This is a genomic window from Methanolobus sp. WCC1 (assembly GCF_045690315.1).
GTDB classification, from domain to species: domain Archaea; phylum Halobacteriota; class Methanosarcinia; order Methanosarcinales; family Methanosarcinaceae; genus Methanolobus; species Methanolobus tindarius.
This window is the reverse complement of the sequence record NZ_CP146979.1, coordinates 2,763,349-2,786,086: the sequence shown is the minus strand read 5'-3', so window position 1 is coordinate 2,786,086 and position 22,738 is coordinate 2,763,349. Positions and strand designations below refer to the sequence as shown.

At 41.1% G+C, this 22,738-nt stretch carries 23 protein-coding genes and 2 tRNA genes; 10 read left to right on the top strand and 15 right to left on the bottom strand.

Annotated elements, in window-relative coordinates:
• Positions 1-107 precede the first annotated feature (107 nt).
• Positions 108-776, top strand: coding sequence for a triose-phosphate isomerase (gene tpiA, locus V7O61_RS13220; protein WP_154809629.1), 669 nt, complete (start codon positions 108-110; stop codon positions 774-776).
• 62 nt (positions 777-838) lie between these two features.
• On the opposite strand, the gene V7O61_RS13215 is transcribed toward tpiA, so the two are convergent.
• The 7 genes from V7O61_RS13215 to V7O61_RS13185 form a co-directional block, all read right to left on the bottom strand.
• Positions 839-2,239, bottom strand: a complete 1,401-nt coding sequence (locus V7O61_RS13215) for an ATP-binding protein (RefSeq protein WP_407283336.1) — start codon at positions 2,237-2,239, stop codon at positions 839-841.
• A gap of 141 nt (positions 2,240-2,380) precedes the next feature.
• Positions 2,381-3,697 carry a prephenate dehydrogenase gene (locus V7O61_RS13210; protein ID WP_407283337.1) on the bottom strand — a complete coding sequence of 439 codons (1,317 nt, stop codon included), beginning with the start codon at positions 3,695-3,697 and terminating at the stop codon, positions 2,381-2,383.
• A gap of 2 nt (positions 3,698-3,699) precedes the next feature.
• On the bottom strand, positions 3,700-4,515 hold the full coding sequence (gene aroE / locus V7O61_RS13205) for a shikimate dehydrogenase (RefSeq protein WP_407283338.1): 816 nt from the start codon (positions 4,513-4,515) through the stop codon (positions 3,700-3,702).
• Positions 4,512-5,216, bottom strand: coding sequence for a type I 3-dehydroquinate dehydratase (gene aroD, locus V7O61_RS13200; RefSeq protein WP_407283339.1), 705 nt, complete (start codon positions 5,214-5,216; stop codon positions 4,512-4,514). The genes aroE and aroD overlap by 4 nt, the downstream gene beginning before the upstream one ends.
• Positions 5,217-5,247: 31 nt before the next feature.
• Complete coding sequence (locus V7O61_RS13195) at positions 5,248-6,390, bottom strand: 3-dehydroquinate synthase II (protein WP_407283340.1); 1,143 nt, start codon at positions 6,388-6,390, stop codon at positions 5,248-5,250.
• A gap of 37 nt (positions 6,391-6,427) precedes the next feature.
• The gene (locus V7O61_RS13190; protein ID WP_023845511.1) at positions 6,428-7,225 is read right to left on the bottom strand and encodes a 2-amino-3,7-dideoxy-D-threo-hept-6-ulosonate synthase; all 798 of its coding nucleotides are present in this window, start codon (positions 7,223-7,225) and stop codon (positions 6,428-6,430) included.
• Positions 7,226-7,402: 177 nt separating this feature from the next.
• Positions 7,403-8,800: an RAD55 family ATPase gene (locus tag V7O61_RS13185; RefSeq protein WP_407283341.1), complete on the bottom strand. Its 1,398-nt coding sequence runs from the start codon at positions 8,798-8,800 to the stop codon at positions 7,403-7,405.
• A gap of 327 nt (positions 8,801-9,127) precedes the next feature.
• Here V7O61_RS13185 and V7O61_RS13180 point away from each other — a divergent pair, with 327 nt between their 5' ends.
• Positions 9,128-9,697: a GMP synthase subunit A gene (locus V7O61_RS13180; protein WP_407283342.1), complete on the top strand. Its 570-nt coding sequence runs from the start codon at positions 9,128-9,130 to the stop codon at positions 9,695-9,697.
• Positions 9,698-9,801: 104 nt separating this feature from the next.
• Here V7O61_RS13180 and V7O61_RS13175 read toward each other — a convergent pair whose 3' ends face one another.
• From V7O61_RS13175 to V7O61_RS13165, 3 genes are all read right to left on the bottom strand, one after another.
• Positions 9,802-11,121 (bottom strand): signal recognition particle protein Srp54, encoded by a 1,320-nt coding sequence (locus tag V7O61_RS13175; RefSeq protein ID WP_023845514.1) that lies wholly within the window; start codon positions 11,119-11,121, stop codon positions 9,802-9,804.
• Positions 11,122-11,411: 290 nt separating this feature from the next.
• Positions 11,412-11,486 (bottom strand) — tRNA-Met (locus V7O61_RS13170).
• 122 nt (positions 11,487-11,608) lie between these two features.
• A tRNA-Met gene (locus tag V7O61_RS13165) sits at positions 11,609-11,683 on the bottom strand.
• A gap of 189 nt (positions 11,684-11,872) precedes the next feature.
• Between V7O61_RS13165 and V7O61_RS13160 the strand changes: the two genes are divergently transcribed.
• From V7O61_RS13160 to V7O61_RS13145, 4 genes are all read left to right on the top strand, one after another.
• Positions 11,873-12,574, top strand: coding sequence for a phosphoribosyltransferase (locus tag V7O61_RS13160; protein ID WP_407283343.1), 702 nt, complete (start codon positions 11,873-11,875; stop codon positions 12,572-12,574).
• On the top strand, positions 12,543-13,463 hold the full coding sequence (mtnP, locus tag V7O61_RS13155; RefSeq protein ID WP_407283344.1) for an S-methyl-5'-thioadenosine phosphorylase: 921 nt from the start codon (positions 12,543-12,545) through the stop codon (positions 13,461-13,463). Before V7O61_RS13160 ends, mtnP begins: the two co-directional genes overlap by 32 nt.
• 72 nt (positions 13,464-13,535) lie before the next feature.
• Complete coding sequence (locus V7O61_RS13150) at positions 13,536-13,994, top strand: Zn-ribbon domain-containing protein (RefSeq protein ID WP_407283345.1); 459 nt, start codon at positions 13,536-13,538, stop codon at positions 13,992-13,994.
• A gap of 19 nt (positions 13,995-14,013) precedes the next feature.
• On the top strand, positions 14,014-14,757 hold the full coding sequence (locus V7O61_RS13145) for a heparan-alpha-glucosaminide N-acetyltransferase (protein WP_407283346.1): 744 nt from the start codon (positions 14,014-14,016) through the stop codon (positions 14,755-14,757).
• Positions 14,758-14,786: 29 nt separating this feature from the next.
• Here the strand turns inward: V7O61_RS13145 and V7O61_RS13140 are convergent, their stop codons facing one another.
• The 5 genes from V7O61_RS13140 to dinB all read right to left on the bottom strand — a co-directional run bounded on the left by V7O61_RS13140 (position 14,787) and on the right by dinB (position 20,091).
• The gene (locus tag V7O61_RS13140; protein WP_023845519.1) at positions 14,787-15,059 is read right to left on the bottom strand and encodes a ferritin family protein; all 273 of its coding nucleotides are present in this window, start codon (positions 15,057-15,059) and stop codon (positions 14,787-14,789) included.
• A gap of 11 nt (positions 15,060-15,070) precedes the next feature.
• Complete coding sequence (locus tag V7O61_RS13135) at positions 15,071-15,355, bottom strand: ferritin family protein (protein WP_023845520.1); 285 nt, start codon at positions 15,353-15,355, stop codon at positions 15,071-15,073.
• Between the two features lie 200 nt (positions 15,356-15,555).
• Positions 15,556-17,478 carry a methyltransferase domain-containing protein gene (locus tag V7O61_RS13130; protein WP_407283347.1) on the bottom strand — a complete coding sequence of 641 codons (1,923 nt, stop codon included), beginning with the start codon at positions 17,476-17,478 and terminating at the stop codon, positions 15,556-15,558.
• 318 nt (positions 17,479-17,796) lie between these two features.
• The gene (locus V7O61_RS13125; protein ID WP_407283348.1) at positions 17,797-18,828 is read right to left on the bottom strand and encodes a PEF-CTERM sorting domain-containing protein; all 1,032 of its coding nucleotides are present in this window, start codon (positions 18,826-18,828) and stop codon (positions 17,797-17,799) included.
• Between the two features lie 174 nt (positions 18,829-19,002).
• On the bottom strand, positions 19,003-20,091 hold the full coding sequence (gene dinB, locus V7O61_RS13120; protein WP_407283349.1) for a DNA polymerase IV: 1,089 nt from the start codon (positions 20,089-20,091) through the stop codon (positions 19,003-19,005).
• 271 nt (positions 20,092-20,362) lie between these two features.
• Here dinB and V7O61_RS13115 point away from each other — a divergent pair, with 271 nt between their 5' ends.
• The 4 genes from V7O61_RS13115 (at position 20,363) to dapB (ending at position 22,559) form a co-directional block, all read left to right on the top strand.
• Positions 20,363-20,542 carry a hypothetical protein gene (locus V7O61_RS13115; protein ID WP_407347410.1) on the top strand — a complete coding sequence of 60 codons (180 nt, stop codon included), beginning with the start codon at positions 20,363-20,365 and terminating at the stop codon, positions 20,540-20,542.
• Between the two features lie 134 nt (positions 20,543-20,676).
• Entirely contained in the window at positions 20,677-20,871 is a 195-nt protein-coding gene (locus V7O61_RS13110; RefSeq protein WP_023845525.1) for a 30S ribosomal protein S17e, read from the top strand.
• Between the two features lie 24 nt (positions 20,872-20,895).
• Positions 20,896-21,771 carry a 4-hydroxy-tetrahydrodipicolinate synthase gene (dapA, locus tag V7O61_RS13105; protein ID WP_407283351.1) on the top strand — a complete coding sequence of 292 codons (876 nt, stop codon included), beginning with the start codon at positions 20,896-20,898 and terminating at the stop codon, positions 21,769-21,771.
• Positions 21,768-22,559, top strand: a complete 792-nt coding sequence (gene dapB / locus V7O61_RS13100) for a 4-hydroxy-tetrahydrodipicolinate reductase (RefSeq protein ID WP_407283352.1) — start codon at positions 21,768-21,770, stop codon at positions 22,557-22,559. The genes dapA and dapB overlap by 4 nt, the downstream gene beginning before the upstream one ends.
• The last annotated feature ends 179 nt before the right edge of the window (positions 22,560-22,738 follow it).

The following is a 22,738-nucleotide window of genomic DNA, read 5'->3' as shown; positions in this document are numbered from 1 at the left end:
CTTCTGCGTTTTTTCTAAGATTATATTTATAGTTGGAGTTACATCTATATTGCTGCGTACGAGATACGCATACTGATATTCATATAATCATATTGGAGAGATTGAATTTGAGTTCTACACTAATTGTCCTGAACCTCAAAACATACCTTGAGGGTACAGGCGAAGGCGCCGTAAAGGTTGCACAGGCATGTAAAGAAGTTGCAGATGACAGCGGAATTGAGATTGGTGTTGCACCACAGTTCTGTGACATCTATCGTGTAGCATCACAGGTTGACCTGCCGGTCTACGCACAGAGTCTTGACCCGGTCGGAGCAGGCAGCTTTACAGGACATGCATTCGTCCAGTCTATCAAAGATGCAGGCGCAGTTGGAACCCTTATCAACCACTCCGAATGCCGTCTTACCCTTGCAAACATCGATGCATCCATCACAACTGCAAGAAACGCAGCTCTCAAAACAATAGTCTGCACCAACAACGTTGCAACATCAGCCGCCGCCGCAGCACTCGGTCCTGATTATGTTGCAGTTGAACCCCCAGAGCTTATCGGCTCCGGCATCCCTGTATCAAAAGCAGACCCTGGAGTAGTCACTGGTTCAGTTGATGCAGTAAAGAGGATCAACCCTGCAGTACAGGTTCTCTGCGGAGCAGGCATCTCAAAAGGCGAAGACCTTGCCGCAGCTCTTGAACTTGGTTCAGTTGGCGTTCTGCTGGCATCAGGGATTGTGAAGGCTGCTGACCCGAAGGCTGCACTGGAAGACCTTGTGAGTAAGGTCTAATTATTCTTTTTTAATTATTATTTGCAAAATATGGATATGATAGTAGAGTAGCAAACCTATTATCATTCAACTTGTGATTTAGATAGTTTGATATCTACACTGCAAAGAGATCTACGGAATCCATACACAAAATTTTTCGAAGGAATAGCGTGAATTATACTAAGAATTTCTAATATCCATTCCTTTTTTTCAATAATAACTTCTTCAGGAATGTGTGATATTGCTTCTGATAATGGGCGTGCTTTTGGTTCAATGATTTCTTCTAAAATACTTTTTTCTTTGTTTTCCATTATTATTTTATAAAATAAGCTACGCTCAATTGTTGTGTCTCTGCTATTTGATAAGCCTAATTTCAATCTTGTTTCTTTTACAAAATTATCAAATGTTTGAACATCTGATATCTTCACTTCATCTTCAATATCAATTAGAGTACCAACTTTATAAGTATCGATATTATCATCATTAAGTCTATCTAAAAGCTTTTTTCGTGTTGCATTTTTAACATCATTTAAAGTGCTCCAAAATGTTTCCATTTCATCTATACTCATTCGACTGCATAAAATGAAATACCATATGGGTAAATGATAAGCAGATTCATAACAGAATTGTTTAAGGTACTCTGTTGGTTTTTCACAACTTTGATTGAGAAATGCTTCTATTAATTGTTCTGTTGTAATTGCAATAGGCTCTGGTACTCTTCTTTCAATAATTTTTGCACCGTGTGTTTGAACGGTATCTGTTATGTTTCCTATCAATTTTAATGTTGGAGCTCCCTCCTTTTCAGTGAATTCTCCTTCTTTTATAAATTTTAATTTGTCTACGATATTTTCATCAATTAATATTGAGTGGTTTTTCGCGTCAAGGGTTCCTGATTGTAAATCTAGTATTAAGGCAGAATCTGGTTTAAATTGCATTGCATTTTTTAAAAAATTTAACCACTCTTCTTTTTCCTGTTTTATTTTATTTTGAATAATTTCATTTAACTCATAATGCCTTATTTTCCGAGATTGCCCTGAATATCTGTAGTATATATCTCCTTCTGAAAATTTCCCATGATTATTATTTTTAGTACATATAATTGGTTTATTAGATTCTTCAAAAAAGTAAAGTAGTCCATATTTTTTCCCATCAATTTCATGTACGTATGAATCCCATTTTAGTGATGGGGCGAAATGTTCATTGAATAAGGTTGTGGCTTTTTCAATATTTAAATTCAAAAATTGATCATTCTGCATTCCTAATAATAAATGTGGTTTATCTTTGATTCCAAATACTAAGTAACCACCTTTTCGATTTGCAAAAGATGCACCAAATTTTCCATATTCTACTATGGAATTAAAATTAAAATTTTCTTTAAAATCAAGAGTGGAGCTTTCTCTTCTTAAGACTTTATTGTCTTCTTCGTTGGCTTTTTCAAAAATCCATTCTAACATTTCTTTAGTAAACGGATTAACTTCACTCATTAAATCACATATGAAAATAGAAGTTAGAACTATTAATGTTTTATTAAATTGAATTAACAATGTTCTAAATGTATCTCTTGTGAATATGTCTATTAAAATTAGATTCTATAATTTTAAAAAGACCAAGTGGTATATTGTTTTTTACCCGCGAACAGCACAACCAATCCCCATCAGCTGCCTCTCCACTTCCTGATGAACCTTCTCAGCCTCAACATCACCCATAATCATAACACGGAATGTAACACTCAGCCGCTTAGTTCCCTCAACACCCTCATACCTGTCAATTATCTCAATTGAAACGATATCATCATTACAGGAAACAAGTTCCATTATCACATCAGCATCGGCTTCCTCAGGAATCAGTACCGATATATCTCTTAAATGATGTTCGAGGTTTTCGAGCTTCCACTCATGCAGTTCCTCTTCGTCTAACAGACGAATGTTCTCTATTTTCAGAGGAACCATTCTGCTGCCACATTCAAGAACAACGTCTCTTGGACTTACTTTCTTGACGATTCCTGTGTGCACTATACCTGAGTAGATGTGCCTGACACCAATTTCCTGTCCAATGGAATCAAGCAGCCTGTCAAATTCAGCGATTTTTGAGTTTATGAGCTTGTCAGACCTGCGGAGTGCAGATGCAGTATCTCCAAAATGTACTGCTGCATCCTTCATTTTTGCAGTAAAGGCTTCCACATCCTTTTTTCTGACGATTGATGACATATCGCTGCATTGATTCATGAAAGCATCGTGCACTTTGAGAACTTCCGGGTTCTCCATCTGGATGTATGCGTAGAGGTATGGGTTTTGTCCAAGTATCCTGCCAACGAAATCAAGCATTATGTCATAGACCGGACTCATGAATCTTCTTGATTCATTCACGCTGAAATCAAGGGCATCAAAGGTTGTGCCGATGGTGATGTAAGCGAAGTGAGTAAGTCCCTGCACAACGGAAACGAATCTGTCATGCTCTGCGGGAGTGATTACTTCGATGTGTGCGCCGTTGTCTTCAAAAAGTGAGCGCATAACGGGGAACCACTTATCACATCTTCCATTGATAGGGGTTAGAATGAAAATCTGTCCGTGCAGACTTGGAATGGATGGTCCGAACATAGGGTGAGTACCGAGTATCTCCACATTTTCGGGAGCGTACTTCTTCATGGCTTCAGTGGGTCCGACCTTAAGTGACGTGAAATCCATAAGCAGGCTTCCACTCTTCATTTTAGGTGCAGTTTCACTGATGACCTTCTCGGTAATATTGATGGGTACTGTTACGATAACAATGTCACTGGTGCTTATTTCAGCATCAAGGTCACTGGCAAACTCAACCTCCATTCGCTCAGCAACTTCAACTTTCCCACTGCTGCCCCAGACAACAACTTCGTAACCGTGGTTCTTAAAAAAAGGAGTGAACCACTGTCCCATTTCACCGGTACCGCCTATGATAAGGACTTTCAAACTTAAAAGCCCTCCAGTACCGCTTTCTTCATAACTTCAATTGGTGGCTCAACGCCAGTCCATATCTTGAATGCCTCTGCACCCTGGTAGACTAGCATCATCTCACCGGTGACTGCTTTAGCACCGGCTTTCTTTGCCTCTTTTAAGAGGGTGGTTTCCAGAGGGTTGTACACTATATCAAATACAGTTAGATCAGAGTGCATGTCATCTGCTGTTGCTATTGTTCCCTCGGTCTTTGGATGCATTCCGAGGGTGGTGCAATTGATCAGAATATCACTATCTGCGATAAGTTGCTTCAAATTCTCAAGTCCACAGCCTCTTGCATTACCAACTCCTGACACACCGGCTGCAAGCTCGATAGCCTTTTCCTCGGTTCTGTTTGCTATGGTGATGTCCGCTCCGTCCTTTGCAAATTGGAATGCGATAGCTCTTGAAGCTCCGCCTGCACCTACTATCAGTACATTGGAACCCTTTATCTTCACTCCTTTTTCCTCAAGACTGCGTTTAGCACCAAGTCCGTCGGTATTGTAGCCGATCATTCCATCCTTGAAGTCAACGGTGTTCACAGCACCAATTCCTTCTGCCAGCGGGTCAGCATCGACTATCTCCAATGCTTCCTGTTTCAGTGGAACAGTAAGGTTCACTCCGCCAAAACCCATGGCTTTAGCTCCAAGAAGCGCATCCTTCAGATTCTCAGGGCTGACCCTGAAAGCATGGTATGTGCAGTTCATGCCAAGTTCCCTGAAAGCTGCATTATGCATGTCGGGTGATTTGGAATGTGCTATCGGGTCACCAAATACACCAAAAACCGTGTTCAAAAGAGAATCTCCAGGGCTGATTTAAGTTCGTGTATCTTTATCTGTCCGGGTGCAACAGCCTGTGCTATTGCTCCGTATGTGAGTCTTGAACCGTAACATGGAGCTACAATACGGCTGTGTTTGCCGATCTCTCCCATTGCAATGGTGCACACTGGTTTTTTCATGTCAGCAGTTGCCTGGAGTACGTTCAGCACATCCTGTGTAGAGTGTGACATGACTGCAAGTTTTGCAATATCAGCACCGGCTTCATGTGCATGATTAAGTATCTTCTTCATGATCTCAACAGAAGGAGTTCCATCAAAATCATGAGCGGAAACAATTACTGTTACTCCTGCTGCTTTTGCTGCTGCAATGACTTTATTGCGCTGGTCTTCATCAGCACTAAGCTCAATATCTACAGCTTCTACAAAAGGCATGATGTCAACTAATAATTTAATTCTGTCATCTTCCGAACCTTCCCATTTGCCGCCATCAGTTTGTAATCGGTTGGTTGCAATACATGGAAGGTTGGTGTTCACTTTTATTCTTTCAATAGTCTTCTTAGCTTCTTCAAGGTCTGAAAAATTGAGAAGATCAAGTCTCAGCTCAAGAACATTTGCACCCAGCCAGTTTGCAGCCTTTGCATTTTCAGCCGGGTCATCGTCTATCACTGAAACGATAGCGGGCTTTTCATCAAGGTCAAAGTTTCCTATCTTTACCATTGAATCGCTCCTGAATTTCTCTTATTCTTGCTTATTTCTCGATAATGGTCTCTTCGATCTTCATTCCGAAGTGACGACCAATATCTTCTGAGTGAACAAGTATTTCATCGCCTACCTTGACATCTGTAACAGCTATTGGTTCTTTGTCCTTTGTGACGAGTTTGATGGTCTCTGCATTCTGCAGAATGTTCTTGATTATCTTTCCATTTAGGTCTGCTTCAACAAGAATAAGTGGTCTTCTCTCTATCTTGACCCGACCGACAACGCCTGTTCTCTGCTTACCGTCACCATCTACTATTGTGACCTGATCACCTGCTTTAAGCTCTGAAAGGTAGCGTGTTTTCTCTCCTACCTTAATATAAGCGTGAACTGCACCTGCGTTGACTCTGAATGGACGTGAAGCAACGTATGGACTTTCCTCGGATTCAGAGTGCACGAGGAACATTCCGTTTGCCTGTGAACCCACAAGCATTCCCTCTCCTCTTACCATGAGATTGCATGTGTCAACACAAACCCTGTCACCCATACCGATTGCCTCAACTCTTGTGACAACAGCAGTCTGGATTGCAAGGTTCTTGACACCGGCTGTTTCTGCAACTTCCGCTGTTTTCTTGATGGTACTCAGGTCCTTTGTGTCAAGCATTACACCGTCGGTTCCGTGTTCCATTGTCTCGAATGCAAGTTTTGCTTGCTCTGAATTCTGGACGCCCGAGAGAAGCATTACATTCTCCTTCTGAAGTCCTGCAATAAGGTTCTCCAGTGGAATAACCTGCCAGTCTGTGCCTATAGTTACAAGATAATCACATACACTTCCCATTTCAGCTGCAAAGTTCTCGTAGTCCTTGTTGCGAATGATTACATATCCTGCAACCTTGAGTCCTTTTTCTTTCAGGCGAAGAGCTGTTGTAATGTCAAGAGATCCAGCATAGTCTGGTGGTAATGGTTTTGTTCCGTCTCCTTCTCCACCTTTTCCCACTACAACAATTTCCGCACCTTCAACAGGGTTTGAGGAGAAAGCTGCTACTTTCACATTTCCAAGCTCTTTTACCTTCTCAACATCAGCAGCATCAACCATAATTGCATCTACGCCGGATTCCATTCCGGTGGTAATTACAGCCTTGCGTTCATCCCAGTTGCCTTCATCGGCTTTAATCCAGATTATCTTATTATTCATAATGAGCACGTCCGCAAGCACAGGAAACAATCTCAGCTTATTTCAGCATTTCCAGTGCTTCTTCAACTGACTTTTTGTAGTGCACTATCTCTGTAATGGCTTTTGTAATTTTTGTAGGGTTCTCGTGCTGGAATACGTTCCTTCCTATTGCAACACCCCTTGCACCACCTTCCATAGCACCTTCGATCATCTGGAGGAATTCTTCATCGGTATTTGTCTTTGGTCCTCCTGCAATCACTATTGGTACTGGACAACCCTGCACTACGTCTTTGAATGTATCCGGGTTGCCGGTGTATAATGTTTTTACAACATCTGCACCAAGTTCTGCGCCAACTCTGGCAACGTGTGCTATAAGTTCAGGGTCATGCGGGTTGATGATTTCTTTTCCACGTGGGTACATCATTGCAAGAAGAGGCATTCCCCAGTAGTTGCACTCCTCAGCCACGCTTCCAAGTTTCTGGAGCTGGTCTGCTTCTGTTTCGGAACCTACGTTCACGTGGATGGAAACTGCATCTGCTCCCATTTTCATGACTTCTTCAACAGAGCATACCTGAACCTTGTTATTAGGATCTGGTCCAAGGATTGTGGATGCGCTCATGTGAACTATGAGTCCCACATCATGTCCGTATCCTCTGTGGCCGTGGTTTACTATGCCTTTCTGCATGAGAACTGCATCTGCACCGCCTTCTGCTACCTTGTTGATGGTGTCAGCAACATCAATGAGTCCTTTTATTGGGCCATCAGATATTCCGTGGTCCATTGGGATTATCACGATGTTTCTGCTGTCTCTGTGCATGATTCTTTCGATACGGATCTTTTTACCAATTTCTGACATTTGCTTTCGCCTTCTATAAGATTGAGTTATATTGAATATACATTGATGTACTGTTAAGTACATTAATGTATTTGTTTAGTTGCATGTTAGTGTGTGACATAGTAGCATGGTTTAGTATATAAAAGTTTTTGTATGACGGGCTGAAACGAATTAAAAATAAAGCTCAGATTTCAAAGATCAGATATCTTTCAGGAATTCGCCGATGATGACTCCTTCAGAACTTATGTCGTAGCTTATAAGGTGCTTCTCATGGTCACTGCCATGCATTTTCAGAATGGACATGGTTTTTCTGATTTCTTTGCCAATATCCATGTGCTTGAGAAGTATCAGCACATCTGCAAGTGATGATACAGGTATCTCTGTCTGAAGTATATTGCTTCCAGCAGCCATGTTTCCGCTAATAAACATGGATGTAACACTCATATTTTTGAAGAGCCGTATCAGGTTGGCAATATGTTCTCTTTTTGCGATCTGGGTATCGAAAACATAATCAAAGCCTGAAATATCATCCAGTAGAACTCTTTTTGCTCCCATTTCCTGAATGTAGTTGCGAAGTTCGATTGTGTGTCTGCATGCATTAATCTCAGAAGGTGGCGTGTAAATTATTCGTATTAATCCCTGTTTTTCCAGTTCTTCAAGTTCAAGCCCAAGACTTGCTGCATAGCGCCTAAGTTCGGCCGGGCTGTCCTCAAAAGTACTGATTATTCCGGGTTCACCGTTTTTGGCACCCTCAACAATAAAATTTAGCCCAAACAGTGTTTTCCCTGTTCCGGTATTTCCGGCTATCAATGTAGCTGATAATTCAAAAAGGCCGCCTCTGCTCAATTCATCAAACTTAGGAATGCCTGCACTGATTCTGTTAATCTGTGCTGTTTCTTCAACAACTGGTGCGGTAATTCTTGGATAAATAGTAACCCCATTGGAATTTATGCTGAAACTATGCTCACCATCAATATAATTGGGACGATTCATCTTGATTATTGTTATCATCCGTTTGCTGCCTCTTCTCTGGATCTCCTGGGACAGATGAACAATACCATCTGCCACATCGCTGATAACTGATCTGCAAACATCAGATTTTGACATGGTTCCTGTAAGGTAAACAACAGCATTCCACTCGACTATGGCTGAATTAAGTGAGTAGATAAATCTCCTCCTTTCAGCTTCCGGGAAACCAAATCCAATAGGTGTTATGGGGTCAATGAGTATCCTGTCAGGTTTGATGGAGTTCACTATGTTTCCAAGTTCTACCAGCATTGTAAGAGGATCTCTTTCAACGGAGCTGACATTAAATATGTGTACATTCAGGGCTTCCTCATAAAATGAATACTCAGATAGTGATTCTCTTATGGAATTCTCTGATTGTGTCGTGATGCAGATGTAAAGTACCTTTTCACCGTTACGTGCTGCTTCACACAAGCTCTGGACTCCAAGTATGGTTCTTCCGCTGCCTGTATTACCTGCTATGAGTATTGTGGATGGGGCAGTTATTCCACCGCCCAGTATCTCATCGAAACCGTATATTCCTGTGAATTTTGTTTCCAATTTCAGAACCTCGTCCTGGGTTATTGCCAAGCAATAATGAGAATTTCATGTAAAGGATTTATTTGAAACTTCCTCTCCCTTACTTAATTTACTTTTAATTTTACTTAACATTATTCATGAGTTCAATATATTTTAAAGCAAATACTGTTTAAATATGCCTGCACAGTTTCTTATTTAAAAGGTTGTAGAGGTTTCATACGTTCTTTTTTGCTATGAAACTCTCTTATATGGTTAATTACTATAACGCCAATATTAATACTGGAATTAATAATAATTCTACGCTGATCATATCTGGAGATCTTCTCTATCTCTAATCTAACGACTTAATATTAACACAAACTAAATCAGGGAACTAATATGAGAGAGTTAAAAATCCTTGTTATCAACAATTACGGGCAGTTCTGCCACCTTATCCACCGTTCAGTAAGGGATCTGGACATGGAAACAAAGATAGTAGCCAACACAACACCAGTTGAAGAAATCCTCGATGAGGAGCCAGATGGGCTGATACTCAGTGGTGGTCCCACAATGGAGCGTGCAGGAATTTGTTCCGAATACGTGGAAAGCATTGACCTTCCAATCCTTGGAATCTGTCTTGGACACCAGGTTATAGCAAAGACATTCGGTGGAGAAGTTGCCTCTGGAAACTCCGGGGGCTATGCAGATATAGAAGTTGAGATCGTTGAAGAAGATGATCTTCTGAAAGGACTTGGTCCCAAGACATCAGTATGGGCTTCACATGCAGATGAAGTTGTAAGAATGCCTGAAGGCTTCATCCAGCTTGCAAGGTCTAACATTTGTGAATGCGAGGCAATGCGGCATGAAGACAGGCCAATATTTGGGGTCCAGTGGCATCCGGAAGTTGCTCACACAGAAAAAGGAGAACAGTTGTTAATGAACTTCTTTGAGGTATGTGAGAACTATTAGTTTTTACATTCTCTATGTAAGAATTATTTAATAAAACAAATCTTTTATTCAGGACTTAAGAACTTATTAAGTCAAAAAATCAATTGATGTGAGAACTATTGCTCTCACATTCCCATTTTCTTCATCATTTTTTGCATATTGAACTTTCCGCCACGGAATCCTTTCATGGCAGTTTGCATCATCTTATGATATTTCAAAAGCTCTCTGACATCTTCAGGAGCACAGCCTGAACCTCTGGCAATCCTCTTAATACGGGCACTGCCGATGATCCTTGGATTGAGCATTTCCTCTTCTGTCATTGAATCCATAAGGACTCTGTAACGTCCGAGTTTGTCACCCGTTACCTGATATGCATCTTCCGGTATCTTGGCACCCATTCCTCCAAGAGGCAGCATCTGCATAATTTGCTTCATTGGTCCCATCTTGTTGAGACTTTCAAGCTGTTTGTACATATCTTTCAGGGTGAACTTTCCACGGAGCATTGATTCCATGTCAAAGTCTTCTTCACCAAGAGCTTCCTCAGCCTTTTCAATAAGACTCTTGATATCACCCATTCCGAGAAGTCTTGAGATGAACCTGTCAGCTTCAAACCTTTCAAGGTCATCAGGTGTTTCACCAATACCAATGAATGCGATGGATGAGTTCGTTTCAGATACGGCGGAGAGTGCTCCACCACCTTTTGCGGTACCGTCAAGTTTTGAGATTACAACACCGGATATTCCGATGGACTCATTGAATGCACGTGCCTGTTCGCTCGCCTGCTGGCCGATTGCACCGTCAAGTACCAAGAGCTTGTAATCAGGTTTTGCCACAGCATGTATTTCTTCCATCTCAGTGATGAGGTCACTTTCAAGTGAGTGACGTCCGGCAGTATCCACAATGAGGATATCGTTTTTCTCGAGTTCTTTAAGACCTCTTTCAACGATTCCTACTGCGTCCGGATTCCCTTCTTCTCCGTAGAATGCAACATTAAGTTTAGTACAGAGAGTCTTAAGCTGCTGATATGCACCTGGCCTGAACGTGTCAGCACAAACTACACCGGGTTTAAGTCCTTTCCTCTGGAAGTAGCGTGCAAGTTTTGATGTTGTGGTAGTTTTACCGCTACCCTGCAGACCGATCATCATGATAGTCTGTGGTTTGAGGGGAATGTCGGTACTCTTGCCGATGATATTGATGAGTTCCTGGTAAACGATTCTAATTACGTGTTCTCTGGGACTCATTCCTGAGGGTACTTCTTCTTTCAGTGCACGCTCTTTGATGTGCTTTGACATCTGCATTACAAGCTTGACATTAACGTCTGACTGAAGCAAAGCCCTCTGGATATCTTTGACGACCTCGTTTACGGTACGTTCGTCAATACGTCCAGATTTTACTATTTTCTTAAGGGCATCCTGCAGGGAATTCCCGAGTTTATCCATTACCATTTAAGGATCTTCCTTTTTCAGTTCTCTCTTTTTGCTCTAATAAATGGGGAGTTCATATTTAATTCTGTTGTGAAAATCATCTATTTTTAGATTTACAAATCTTTCGTTGTATGACATTACGCTATCAAAATGGCTGCAATATCAACTTTCCCGGTTGTTGCTGCAAGTCTGAAAATAAGAACTGATAGTTCCATTTTGATATCCTGAAATTACTCGAATGATTAAATGGTATAAAAAAGTTACAACTCAGCTTTCTGGACGATATTTAAACCAAAATGGTGTTAGAAAAGTAGCGGGGGATAGATTCGAACTATCGGTCTACGGGTTATGAGCCCGTCGGGATCTCCTGGCTACCCCACCCCGCTTCGGGGATTGAAGTTTAACTTGTAAAGCAAATCCTTCTATGTCTGCATACTATATATGTATATTTCCAGAACAAGGCTCTAACACACTAATTGATGTTTAAATCAAAATGATGTTAGAAAAGTAGCGGGGGATAGATTCGAACTATCGGTCTACGGGTTATGAGCCCGTCGGGATCTCCTGGCTACCCCACCCCGCTTCGGAGATTGATGTTTATTCTGGAAGGGTACTCCCCCATCAACTATTTCATAGTTCATATAGTTTGCGTGTGACTTTGTTTTTATAGCAGGATTACATGATTAATTATGTGTTTGATAATAGGTAAATTATATCTCTTAGCTGTCTAAATATAGTGTTTCATCTTAATTTTATTAATTGGAGAGATAATATGGCCTTACCTGACAAATTCAAATGTGTTGTTACAAACTGGGATTACATTTATGACCTGTGCAGAGAAGTTGCAAACGAAGTGAAAGCTTCAGGTTACGAACCAGATATGATAGTTGCCCTTGCAAGAGGCGGATGGTTTGCAGGTCGTGTATTATGTGATTTTCTTGGTCTTGATGACCTCACAAGTCTTAAGATTGAACACTACCTTGGAACTGCACTTGCAGGTGATGAGCCACAGATAAAATACCCTCTTGCCGACAAAGCTGTTGCAGGGAAGAAAATCCTGATTGTAGATGACATTGCAGACACTGGTAAGAGTCTCATGCGCTCCTTTGAATATGTAAATGAACAGAACCCCACAGAAGTCAGGACTGCAGCTCTCCAATATCTGGATTCCTCCGAATATAACCCTGATTTTGTAGGAGAACGTCTTGAAGAATGGGCATGGGTTGTTTTCCCATGGAATTTTATTGAGGACATGACCGATCTCATCTCAACCCTCATGACAAAAGAGGATAAGGAACTCTGGGATGTTGCTTCCATAAGGCACGGTCTTTACATGTATCACTCACTTGATTCATTTGCATTTGAGATTGCACAACCCGGAAGGCTTCCTGAGATTCTTGAAGAGATGCATCGCAGAGGCGTTGTATGCTCTGTGAATGAGGATGGAAAACAGTACTGGAAACTTGCTGAATAAAACGAGTGATAGAATGCAGGAAAAAGCTAAAGCTAACGCTGATATCGCAATTATAGGTGGAAGTGGCATTTATGATGCCAATCTGCTTGACAACGTACGGGATGTTGATATTGACACACCTTTTGGAAAACCTTCTGATTCAATAACAGTTGGTAATCATGGTGATGTAGGTGTGTGTTTCCTTCCAAGACATGGCATTGGGCACAGGATATCTCCATCAGAGCTGAATTCAAGAGCCAATATCTTTGCTCTTAAAAAACTTGGTGTAAAGCGCATAATCGCTGCATCTGCTGTGGGAAGTCTGAAAGAAGAACTCAAACCACTGGATATTGTTATCCCCAATCAGATATATGACCGTACAAAATCCAGGCCATCAACTTTCTTTGAGGACGGCATTGTGGTTCACATGGGATTTGCAGATCCATTCTGTCCTGAGACTTCAAAGACCATAGTTGATGTTGCCAATTCAAAAGGATACAGCGTCAAAGAAGGCGGAACTTACGTTTGCATGGAAGGTCCGCAGTTCTCAACTCGTGCAGAGTCAAGAGTCTACCAGTCACTTGGCTTTGATATTATCGGAATGACTGCAATTCCTGAGGCAAAACTTGCACGTGAAGCTGAAATATGCTACTCCATGATTGCTACTGTTACAGATTATGATGTTTGGTATGAGGAAGATGTTACCATCGAAACTGTCATTGAGAATGCAATGAAGAACGAGGCTGCTGTTAAAGATATAATCGTGTCAACTCTTGATAAATTGAGTCTTGAACAGCATTGTATGTGTAAGGATGCTCTGATGGGTGCGATAACAACCGTTCCGTCCATGATACCTCATGAAACAAAGAGAAGACTTGATCCTCTTATCGGGAAATATCTGGATGAGTAAGTCTCAGCTATCTGTAAGTGGCTTATCGCAAGTGTTTTAATATATCATGATGCTTATTTAATTCGGTGGACCATGCCTCATAAGTGTACAAGATGTGAATCTATCTTTGTAGACGGCGCTTCAGTAATACTTAGCGGATGCCCTAATTGTGGCTGGAATAAGTTCCTTTATGTCAAGGATGAAGAGCTTGAGCAGCAATCTCCGGAAGGTTCTGAAGCTCAGGAAGCCGGAGAGGAACATGTCATTGATGAGACTTCTCCTGAAACAAAAGGAGAACAGTCTTCAGGAGAAATAATCCGTGAGATTGATGATATCCTTGGTGTTGAGAAGGAAGAATCCAGTGTCACTGAAGAGGAAGGCGAAAGGGTTGAATCCGTGCGTATCCTTGGTCCCGGCTCTTACGAACTGAACCTCGATTCCCTGCTTGATCGCAAGGAGATTGTAATGGCCTTCAAAGAAGATGGTGCATATGCTCTCCATCTTGGTTCTGTTTTTAAGGAAAACAAAGATAAGAAAAAGAAGAAAAAGTAAATCTTCTTTGAGGTAAGCAATGGATGTAAATCCAAAAGAACGATTCTTTGAAGTTGATGCTCTGCGTGCAGTCGCAATCGTTCTGATGGTTATCTATCATTTCTTTTTTGATCTTGATTTTTTCAGCATCTCTGAATTTGACATGCATTCGGGTCTTCTTGTAGTTATAGGAAGAAGCGCAGCTATCCTGTTCATTTTTCTTGTGGGTGTTTCACTCACTTTAAGTTACTCAAGAGCATCCCGCTGCAAATCTGGAAAAGAGATATTCATCCACAATCTCAAAAGAGGTGCCGGAATCTTCGGCTGGGGTCTTGTGATTACGCTGGTAACTGCAACATTCCTTGAAAGCGGCACGATTTACTTTGGAATTCTTCATCTTATAGGAGTTTCGATTATCATTTCCTATCCATTCCTCAAACACAGAGAGTTCAACCTGATTGCAGGTCTTATACTGCTCTTTGCAGGAATCCCAATGGACGCTGCTTATGTTGATTATCCATGGCTTTTATGGATAGGTCTGAAACCTCATGGTTTTTATACTCTTGATTACTTCCCGCTGATACCCTGGTTTGGACTTGTCCTTCTGGGAATCTATACAGGGAACAGTCTGTATCCTGATTACAAACGAAGTTTCAGGATGTGTGATTGCGAGGGGAATGCTGGCGTGAGATTGCTTGAGTATCTGGGGAAAAAGTCGCTGTTGATCTATCTGGTGCATCAGCCGGTGATTGTGGGAATGCTACTGCTGCTTACAAGCTTCTAAAGAAGTGTTCTGCATATAAGACACAGAACTCAATCTTTTGCCAGTGAATAACTTGCCATTACCTTTAGATATTCATGGTCAACTTCCATGAGGACTGTCTGGAACATGGCTGCATGAACTTTTTCTTCTTTAGCTATATCGAGTAATATTGTCTTAAGGTCTTCATTTTCGGTGAGATTTGCCATCTGTTCGTACATATTAATGGCATCAAACTCAGCCATAATGGCAACTCTCATTAACTCTTTATCAATGTCATCTTCACTGATATTTTTAAGTTCAATGGGAACTTCTGAAAATACCATTTCATCACCCTTTATTTGCCCAGTTCTTCTTTAACTTCTTTCTTTCCAGCTTCCAGCTCATCAACCTGCTGCTGATCTATCTGAAGTAGAAGTGTCTGGAACTCTCCAATGTGCGTTTTCTCTTCCTTTGCAACATCAAGAAGTACATCACTGACTTCTTTATTGTCAGTCATACCTGCCATTTGTTCATAGAGGTTGATGGCATCAAGTTCGGCCATGAGTGCGGCTCTTAGTATCTCTTTGTCAATATTTTCTTTTTTTATGTTACTGAGGTCTATAGGTACTTTTGAAAACATATATCCACTCTCCATATCCAGTATTCACTAACTGGCAATAATCGATTCAATGTGATTTTATTTGCCTGTAAGATAAAGGCAAATAATAACTCCCATCTAATACATGAAGCCTCAGTCTATTTAGAACTAACGAAATAAGTCATGGAACAAAATCAAATGTCATATGATCTGTTCCATTAAAAATAATTTTGAATTGCAGTTTATCCCTGTTTCTGCCCAGATATCCTCTCATCCGCGCTCTTGAGTATCATGGCTATCATATCGCTGTACGAGATATCAGCTATCTTTGCCATTTTTGCAAGGTGTCCGTCCCAGCACCAGCCGGGGTTGGGGTTGACTTCAAGGAGTTTTGGGTTGCCTTTTGCATCAAGTCTCCAGTCAAGGCGGGTGTAATCCCTGCACTCCAGCCTAGTTATGAGTTTCAGGCTGCACTCGATAATGAGTTCTTCAGTCTCTTTTGGAAGATCAGCAGGTGAGGATTTAATTTTCCAGTAAGGTGAGTCTGGTATCCACTTTGCTTCGTATCCGCAGAGTTTTGGAAGTTCTTCAGGTAAGTCAGAGTAATCTTCCTGTGTAAGCGGCAGTACGGTATAGTTCTCAGGTGGGTTGCCTATGATTCCTATACTGAGGTCTTTTCCGGAGAGGAATTCTTCCACAAGTATCGGTTTGTCGTAACCAAGTCCTTCCCTGATGTCATAAATAGCCCTGACAACTTCATCGCGGCTGTTACAAACGCTGTGCTGGTTCAGTCCGAAACTGGAGTCACCAAAGTTAGGTTTTACGATTACCGGGAAATCCATGGGCAGCTCGAACAGGGTGTCCTCTCCTTTAACAACAATACCTTCAGGAACCGGAACACCAAGATCCTTTGCAATCCCCCTCACAAGTGCTTTATCATAGCAGAATGCAAGGCACTGCGGTCCTGATCCAGTGTAAGGAATGTTAAACATTTCAAGTATTGCAGGCACATGCAGCTCTTTTTTAGGATCGTTATCATATCCCTCGTCACAAAGATTGAAAATGAAATCTGTTTTAGATTTTATCTTTGCAAGGTCTGTGACAAGTGTATCGTGGTTATCCAGATATTTGAAAGAATAATTTTCAAGCCCATGGAGTCCGCCTTTAAGCTGGTCAATGGTGTACATGTCATCATCATCAAAGACACCGCAAGGTTTCAGTGAATCGTTTTTTCTCGGGTCTCCAAAAACAACGACTACATTCTTCTTTGCTTCCTTCGCCTTTTTTCTCTTGGGAGTCCATTCTTTCCTGACCGTGGCAGTCACAATAATGCGCCTTTCCATCATTCCAAGATCCTGGTTTCTCAGTGTCTGTGAATTAATGGAATCAACTATCTCAATGTCCGTGAAATCTGCTTTTTTCAGCAGTTCTTTCAGCGTTTCAGTTGTATAGAGGCGTTCAGCATAGAACTGGTCTGCTATAACTCCTGATGTATCGTTGACAATGACTTCCCTGGATATGAGTTTCTGACCATCGGTTGATATGGATCTCTCCCTGCATACAAAGTTGTGCTTATCAATCCATTCCCATGAACGTGGCTGGTACTTTTCCTTAAGGTATGAACCATCAGCTACATCAAGCAGCACCTTTCCCCAGGGTTTGAGTATCCTTTTTACTTCTTTTAAGACTCTCAGGTCTTCATCAGACGTTTCAAAATAACCAAAACTATTTCCAAGGACCATCACAACATCGAATGTGTCAGTTGTGTATGGTGTTTTCCTTGCGTCCCCTTCCTTGAACTTGACACCAAGACTTTCCTTTTTTGCAGTGTTCTTCGCCCTCTGGATGAGGTAATGTGACCTGTCCAGGCCATCGAGGTTCTTTATGCCTCTTCTTGCAAGTTCCAGTGTATGTCTTCCCTGGCCACAGCACAGGTCGAGTACATGGCCATCAGGTGTCAGTTTAAGTATTGATGAAAAAGTATCTATTTCCTGTCTGGTGATGCTTGCATCCTCTACTATGTCTGCATCGGTTTTCAGGTAGAGTGAATTAAATATTTTCTTCCACCAATCAGGGTTCACATGCTCTTCCAGATGTGGTACAGGTCCCAATGTCCTTGATTTTTGTTTTTCCTTGTTCTGGTATTCTTTAGGTCTTTCTTTCATTAGGTATAGCCCTCTAATTTTTGGAACACATATTACAGTGTATTCAAAGGCTATACTGGAGTTTAAGGATAAATAACCTATGATTACAAGTTTTATTTAGTTTTAATATCATAAATCATTATTAATCAAATTAATATTAATTTTAAATCCTTATTTACTAAAAAAAAGATAAATAATGTATTATTTATCACTATTAATGATTTTTTCATTGCAGAATTACAATATCAGCCATTTACTGGTATCTTTGCAAGTAACAGGTTATCTTAAATGAAAAAGAAATCGTATTAAAAAATAAAAAAAAGCAGAGTAAGTTTTCACTTACTCATTCTTGCGTCTCTGGATTACCAGTGCAAGACCAAGAATTGCAGCTACTGGAAGTACAAGTGTTGGGAACTCTGGAATTTCCTCTTCGCCACATTCTCTTACAATTGTCTCAAATTCCACTTCGACCATTGGGCCCTGTGCACCATGAACATCTACAGGAGTGACCTGTACCATCCATTTCTGTCCGGCACTTGTGTCTGCAGCAGGTACTGTGCATCCTGTGTGGTCGATTCCAAGTGCGAATTCATCATCAAGGTATCCGCCGGTTCCTACATCCACATACCATCTGTACTTGTATGTAACAGCATCTTCATCTGGGTCTGCAGGGTCTGGACCGGTTACAGTAACAGTAAGGTCATCATTTGTATCTACACAGTATGCAGGGCATTTCTCAACAACAGGCTCGTATGGCACATGGTTGGAACCATCCAGACTGTATGTTACAATAAGCTTACTGTATTCAAGTGTGGTTGCCCACTCATCATAATTGTGGTAAATGTCGATGTCAATCCAGATGTCAAGTTCTCCATCATCTGTCAATAAGGTAGGATTTACATCGAATGTTGTGGTTGCCCATTGACCATTTGTTCCCTGGAGATATACCGGGTTCATGTCTACACCATCTGCAGTAACATGATCGTATTCTCCATCAAGGCCATGGTATGTTTCCGCATCGACATCATATGCACTTATGACAAGCTGTACGGAATTGATTGTAAGATTTGGATCATTATATATTGCTGAATCTAATGTGTGTGTCCAGCCATAGTCTTCATCCCACCAGCTGTATATGTCAAATCCTCCACTGGCAGGTGCAGTGTAATGAGGAGCTGTACTGCTATCGTCCACTGTCTGAGTGTATGTGAAGGTTCCGTCTCCATTATTTACAGTTGATTCTCCTGATGCAGCAGCCAGTTTTATCATTGGCTCTGGTCCATTTGAGCTTAGGTCATTTGTTTCATAAGCACTTGCCATTCCTGTGAATAAAGCCAGCACTACAAGTAATGTAATTATTTTGCATTTCATATATCGCACCACCCAATATCTATTGGATCACTTTTTAGCTCAGAATAGGTTTGTTTTGTCCCCCTTATTCCAGCTTATTCACATGTTGATTTTTCTTTCATATATAATTATTCGAATGACCTGTATATCATAATCATTATGATTATCATATAATCAATATCTCTAATTTGTTTATCAATAAAAATCACTCAAAAAAGTCTGTCTTTCATCAATCTTCTCAAGCTTCGTGACTCCTACTCCAAGTAACCTGAATCTGCCTTTTCCCATGAACTCTTCCATAAGTATCAGCGCATTCTTTGTGATGACCTCTTTATCAGTGGTTGCAGCATTCAGGGTTCTTGCACGGGTGTATGTCCTGAAATCCTCGTAACGAACCTTGATTGTTACAGTCCTGTATCGGAATCGCTTTTTCATCATTGAAGCGTGGACTTTCTCTGTCAGTTCTTTGAAAACCTGTTCAATTCTCCCGGGGTCGGAGATGTCTTCATCGAATGTGTCTTCAGTGCTTACGGATTTTACTTCTTCACGCTCTTTAACTTCCCGTGTGTCAATACCGTTTGCAAGCTGGTGCATTACAACCCCGAATTTTCCAAAGCGTGCTATAAGCAACTGCACATCACAGGTGGCAAGCTGTCCTACGGTTTCAATTCCCAATTCTTGCAGTATTGGCTGTGTCTTCTTACCGATTCCCGGGATTTTGGATACATGCATTGGGAATAGGAAATCCTGTATGTCCTCAGGCCTTACAACTGTCAAGCCATTGGGTTTGTTAAAATCCGACGCAATTTTTGCAATCACTTTATTTGGTGCCACGCCTATGGAACATGTGAGTCCGTGAAGTCTCTGGATCTCACTTTTAATCTTCTTTGCAAGCAATGTTGCAGATTCATAGTCCGAAATAGATTCTCCAATGTCAAGGTATGCTTCATCAACACTCACCTGCTGGAATTTGTCTGCAAAAATGCGAAGTGTCTGCATAATTTCTGCCGATACTTCTTTGTAGAGCTTCATGTTAACTCTGAGATAAACTGCATCCGGGCATAGTTTGTAGGCTTTTGAAATTGCCATTCCAGAATGTATACCAAATTTTCTTGCTTCATAAGAGCAGGTGCTGGCAACTCCTCTTCCACTACCACCTTTTGGATCAGAACCTACAACAACAGGTAATCCTCGAATTTCCGGCTTTTCTCTCACTTCAACTGATGAATAAAAACTGTCCATATCAATGTGCAGTGTTATCCTTTCCCTTCCAGAGTTTTCCATTTAGTCTCCATAAGTGTTTTTATTCAAATGCAGTTATATTTACAGGCTCAATTGAATATATCATTTATTTTGATTTTTTGCTTATGCCTAACGGAACTCTGATATAATATCAGGAACCATGGCAACCGTATAAAGTAATAAACCAATGGTCCTGTAAATCATGTATTATATCTATCTTGCAATTTTTGCTTACGTAGCTGTTCTTTATCTAACATTGAGGGATATCCGAATCTATAAAAGGACCAAACTTGATTCTTACCGTAAAGGGGCAATGAAAGGTATTCTTGCTTCGTCCATTGTACTACTTGGAATCCTGTTCACAACTTTTAATCCGGAAATGGGTCTTCTTATTGTATTTATTGGTATGTATGCCAATAAAAAAGGTGTCCGGGAGCGTGTATTCAACAACGCTGGTGCTATGGATCGTTTTCTGGGAAAGACTGATATATAATCAAGTATTCAGGTGCAGTTCCAGTAATCCAAAAGGTATAAATGTAAGGGTATTTATTATAACCCCGACACAAGTTACTACTATAAAGTTTCAAGTTTCATCAAATAATTAATTCATAATAATGGAGAATTATCATGGGAAATATTAGACAAACAAATATCAAGAGAATCGCAATTCGCTTAGCCGAAAACCACGGTAACGTATTTACAACAGACTTTGACACAAACAAGCACCTTGTGACAAAGTACACAACCATCGAGAGCAAGGTTATCAGAAACCGTGTAGCAGGTTACGTGACAAGAAAGATGACCCATAAGCCAAGAGAGTAAGGTTTCTGGAGAGGGGATGTTCCCATGTTCGAAGGAGTTTTACCTGCTCTTGTAACGCCATTCTTAAAGGACGGTTCTGTTGATTCAGAAAGTTTCAAAAACATTGTCAATTTTGTAGAAGAAGGTGGCGTTTCCGGAGTTGTTGTCTGTGGCACGACCGGTGAATCCGCAACCCTGGAGACCAGGGAACACAAAGAGCTGATTAATCTTTGTGTAGATTGCGCTAAGGTTCCTGTCATTGCCGGTACAGGTTCTAACAACACTGCAGAGGCGGTGGAACTTACTAAACACGCAGCTGACGCGGGAGCAGATGGTGCTCTTATAATATCCCCATATTATATCCGGCCCAACAACGCAGGGCTGATAGCTCATTTTAAAAAGATAGCAGAAGCTTCAGATATTCCTATAGTCTTATACAATGTCCCATCCCGTACAGGACAGGACATGCCACTGGAAGTTATTGTAGAGCTTTCAAAGGTTGAGAATATCGTGGCTGTCAAGGAAGCAAGCGGTAGTCTTGGCAAGTTTTCACAGATTATTGAAGAAACTGCAGACGAAGACTTTGAGGTCCTTTCAGGAGAGGACGGTCTTACGTTTCCATCAATGGCCATAGGCGGTGCAGGTGTAATTTCTGTGGTTGCTAATATTGTTCCTGCTAAGATGGTACAACTTGCTGAAGCTGTAAAGGCCAGCGACCTTGAAACTGCCAGAAGGATTCACTTTGAGGTAGCACCACTTATACGTGCATTGTTCACAGAAACAAACCCTATACCTGTAAAGAGGGCAGTAGAACTTATAGGTCTTTCAAGTGGTGACATGAGGCTCCCTCTTGCGCCATTAAGTGATGAGAACAGTGTTCTTCTTGAAACTGTCCTACGCAAGATGGGGTGTATTGCATGATCAATGTTGGTGTAACCGGCGCTTCCGGAAGAATGGGAAGACTTATTATTGATAATATTCTCAAATTCGACGACCTGAAATTAACATCAGCCTTTGATCTTATGAACATCGGTAAGGATGTCGGTGAGGTAGCTCAGATAGGTTCATTGGGAGTTGCTATATCGAGCGTAGAGGATATTGAGTCTGTCCTGAAGGAATCTAAAACTCAGGTTCTTATTGATTTTACAATTGCAGATGCAACTGCTGTAAATGCACCAAAGGCCGCATCAGCCGGTGTGAGTCTTGTGATAGGAACTACAGGTCTTTCTTCTGAGCAGAAAAAAGCAATTGAAGATTCAATTATCAGCAACAATGTTGCAGGAATTATCTCTCCGAACTATTCAGTAGGAGTAAACGTTTTCTTTAAAATACTTGCAGAAGCATCAAAATATCTTGGTGACATGGACATTGAGATCATAGAAGCTCACCACATGCACAAAAAAGATGCACCTAGCGGAACCGCACTGGGTGCAGCAAAAGTCATTAGTGAAGCACTTGGCGGCAAGGAATTTGTGTACGGCCGTGAGGGCTTTGCACCTCGCGGAAAAGAGATTGGTATCCATGCAGTACGCGGTGGAGACATAGTTGGAGATCACACTGTTCTTTTTGCAGGTGATGGTGAGAGAATAGAGATAAAGCATCAGGCACATTCAAGGCAGGCTTTCGCTGGTGGTGCAGTCAAAGCAGCAGCCTGGATTGGCAACGCTGACTCTGGTCTTTATACCATGCAGGATATACTGGGGTTATAAATCCCTCTTTTTTTGGCAGGCCTATGTTCATTTGTGGCACAGTTATCGGAAAATGTGTGCACAATATGGCATAAAAAATAATTAACAATGGTCATCGATATTATATATTTGTCTATATATAATATGTATTGTAGCATGACAACTTTTGATGCCATTGTTACTACCTCCAAACTCCAATC

Excerpts from the sequence above, each read along its gene's own strand:
- V7O61_RS13110 (WP_023845525.1), top strand. The coding sequence starts at position 20,677 with ATGGGAAATATTAGACAAACAAATATCAAGAGAATCGCAATTCGCTTA.
- V7O61_RS13195 (WP_407283340.1), bottom strand. The coding sequence starts at position 6,390 with ATGAATAATAAGATAATCTGGATTAAAGCCGATGAAGGCAACTGGGAT.
- dinB (WP_407283349.1), bottom strand. The coding sequence starts at position 20,091 with ATGGAAAACTCTGGAAGGGAAAGGATAACACTGCACATTGATATGGAC.
- V7O61_RS13125 (WP_407283348.1), bottom strand. The coding sequence starts at position 18,828 with ATGAAATGCAAAATAATTACATTACTTGTAGTGCTGGCTTTATTCACA.
- V7O61_RS13115 (WP_407347410.1), top strand. The coding sequence starts at position 20,363 with ATGAAAGGTATTCTTGCTTCGTCCATTGTACTACTTGGAATCCTGTTC.
- dapB (WP_407283352.1), top strand. The coding sequence starts at position 21,768 with ATGATCAATGTTGGTGTAACCGGCGCTTCCGGAAGAATGGGAAGACTT.
- V7O61_RS13140 (WP_023845519.1), bottom strand. The coding sequence starts at position 15,059 with ATGGTATTTTCAGAAGTTCCCATTGAACTTAAAAATATCAGTGAAGAT.
- V7O61_RS13150 (WP_407283345.1), top strand. The coding sequence starts at position 13,536 with ATGCCTCATAAGTGTACAAGATGTGAATCTATCTTTGTAGACGGCGCT.
- V7O61_RS13180 (WP_407283342.1), top strand. The coding sequence starts at position 9,128 with ATGAGAGAGTTAAAAATCCTTGTTATCAACAATTACGGGCAGTTCTGC.
- V7O61_RS13145 (WP_407283346.1), top strand. The coding sequence starts at position 14,014 with ATGGATGTAAATCCAAAAGAACGATTCTTTGAAGTTGATGCTCTGCGT.
- V7O61_RS13175 (WP_023845514.1), bottom strand. The coding sequence starts at position 11,121 with ATGGTAATGGATAAACTCGGGAATTCCCTGCAGGATGCCCTTAAGAAA.
- V7O61_RS13215 (WP_407283336.1), bottom strand. The coding sequence starts at position 2,239 with ATGAGTGAAGTTAATCCGTTTACTAAAGAAATGTTAGAATGGATTTTT.
- V7O61_RS13130 (WP_407283347.1), bottom strand. The coding sequence starts at position 17,478 with ATGAAAGAAAGACCTAAAGAATACCAGAACAAGGAAAAACAAAAATCA.
- V7O61_RS13135 (WP_023845520.1), bottom strand. The coding sequence starts at position 15,355 with ATGTTTTCAAAAGTACCTATAGACCTCAGTAACATAAAAAAAGAAAAT.
- dapA (WP_407283351.1), top strand. The coding sequence starts at position 20,896 with ATGTTCGAAGGAGTTTTACCTGCTCTTGTAACGCCATTCTTAAAGGAC.
- aroD (WP_407283339.1), bottom strand. The coding sequence starts at position 5,216 with ATGGTAAAGATAGGAAACTTTGACCTTGATGAAAAGCCCGCTATCGTT.
- V7O61_RS13160 (WP_407283343.1), top strand. The coding sequence starts at position 11,873 with ATGGCCTTACCTGACAAATTCAAATGTGTTGTTACAAACTGGGATTAC.
- V7O61_RS13190 (WP_023845511.1), bottom strand. The coding sequence starts at position 7,225 with ATGTCAGAAATTGGTAAAAAGATCCGTATCGAAAGAATCATGCACAGA.
- mtnP (WP_407283344.1), top strand. The coding sequence starts at position 12,543 with ATGGAAAACAGTACTGGAAACTTGCTGAATAAAACGAGTGATAGAATG.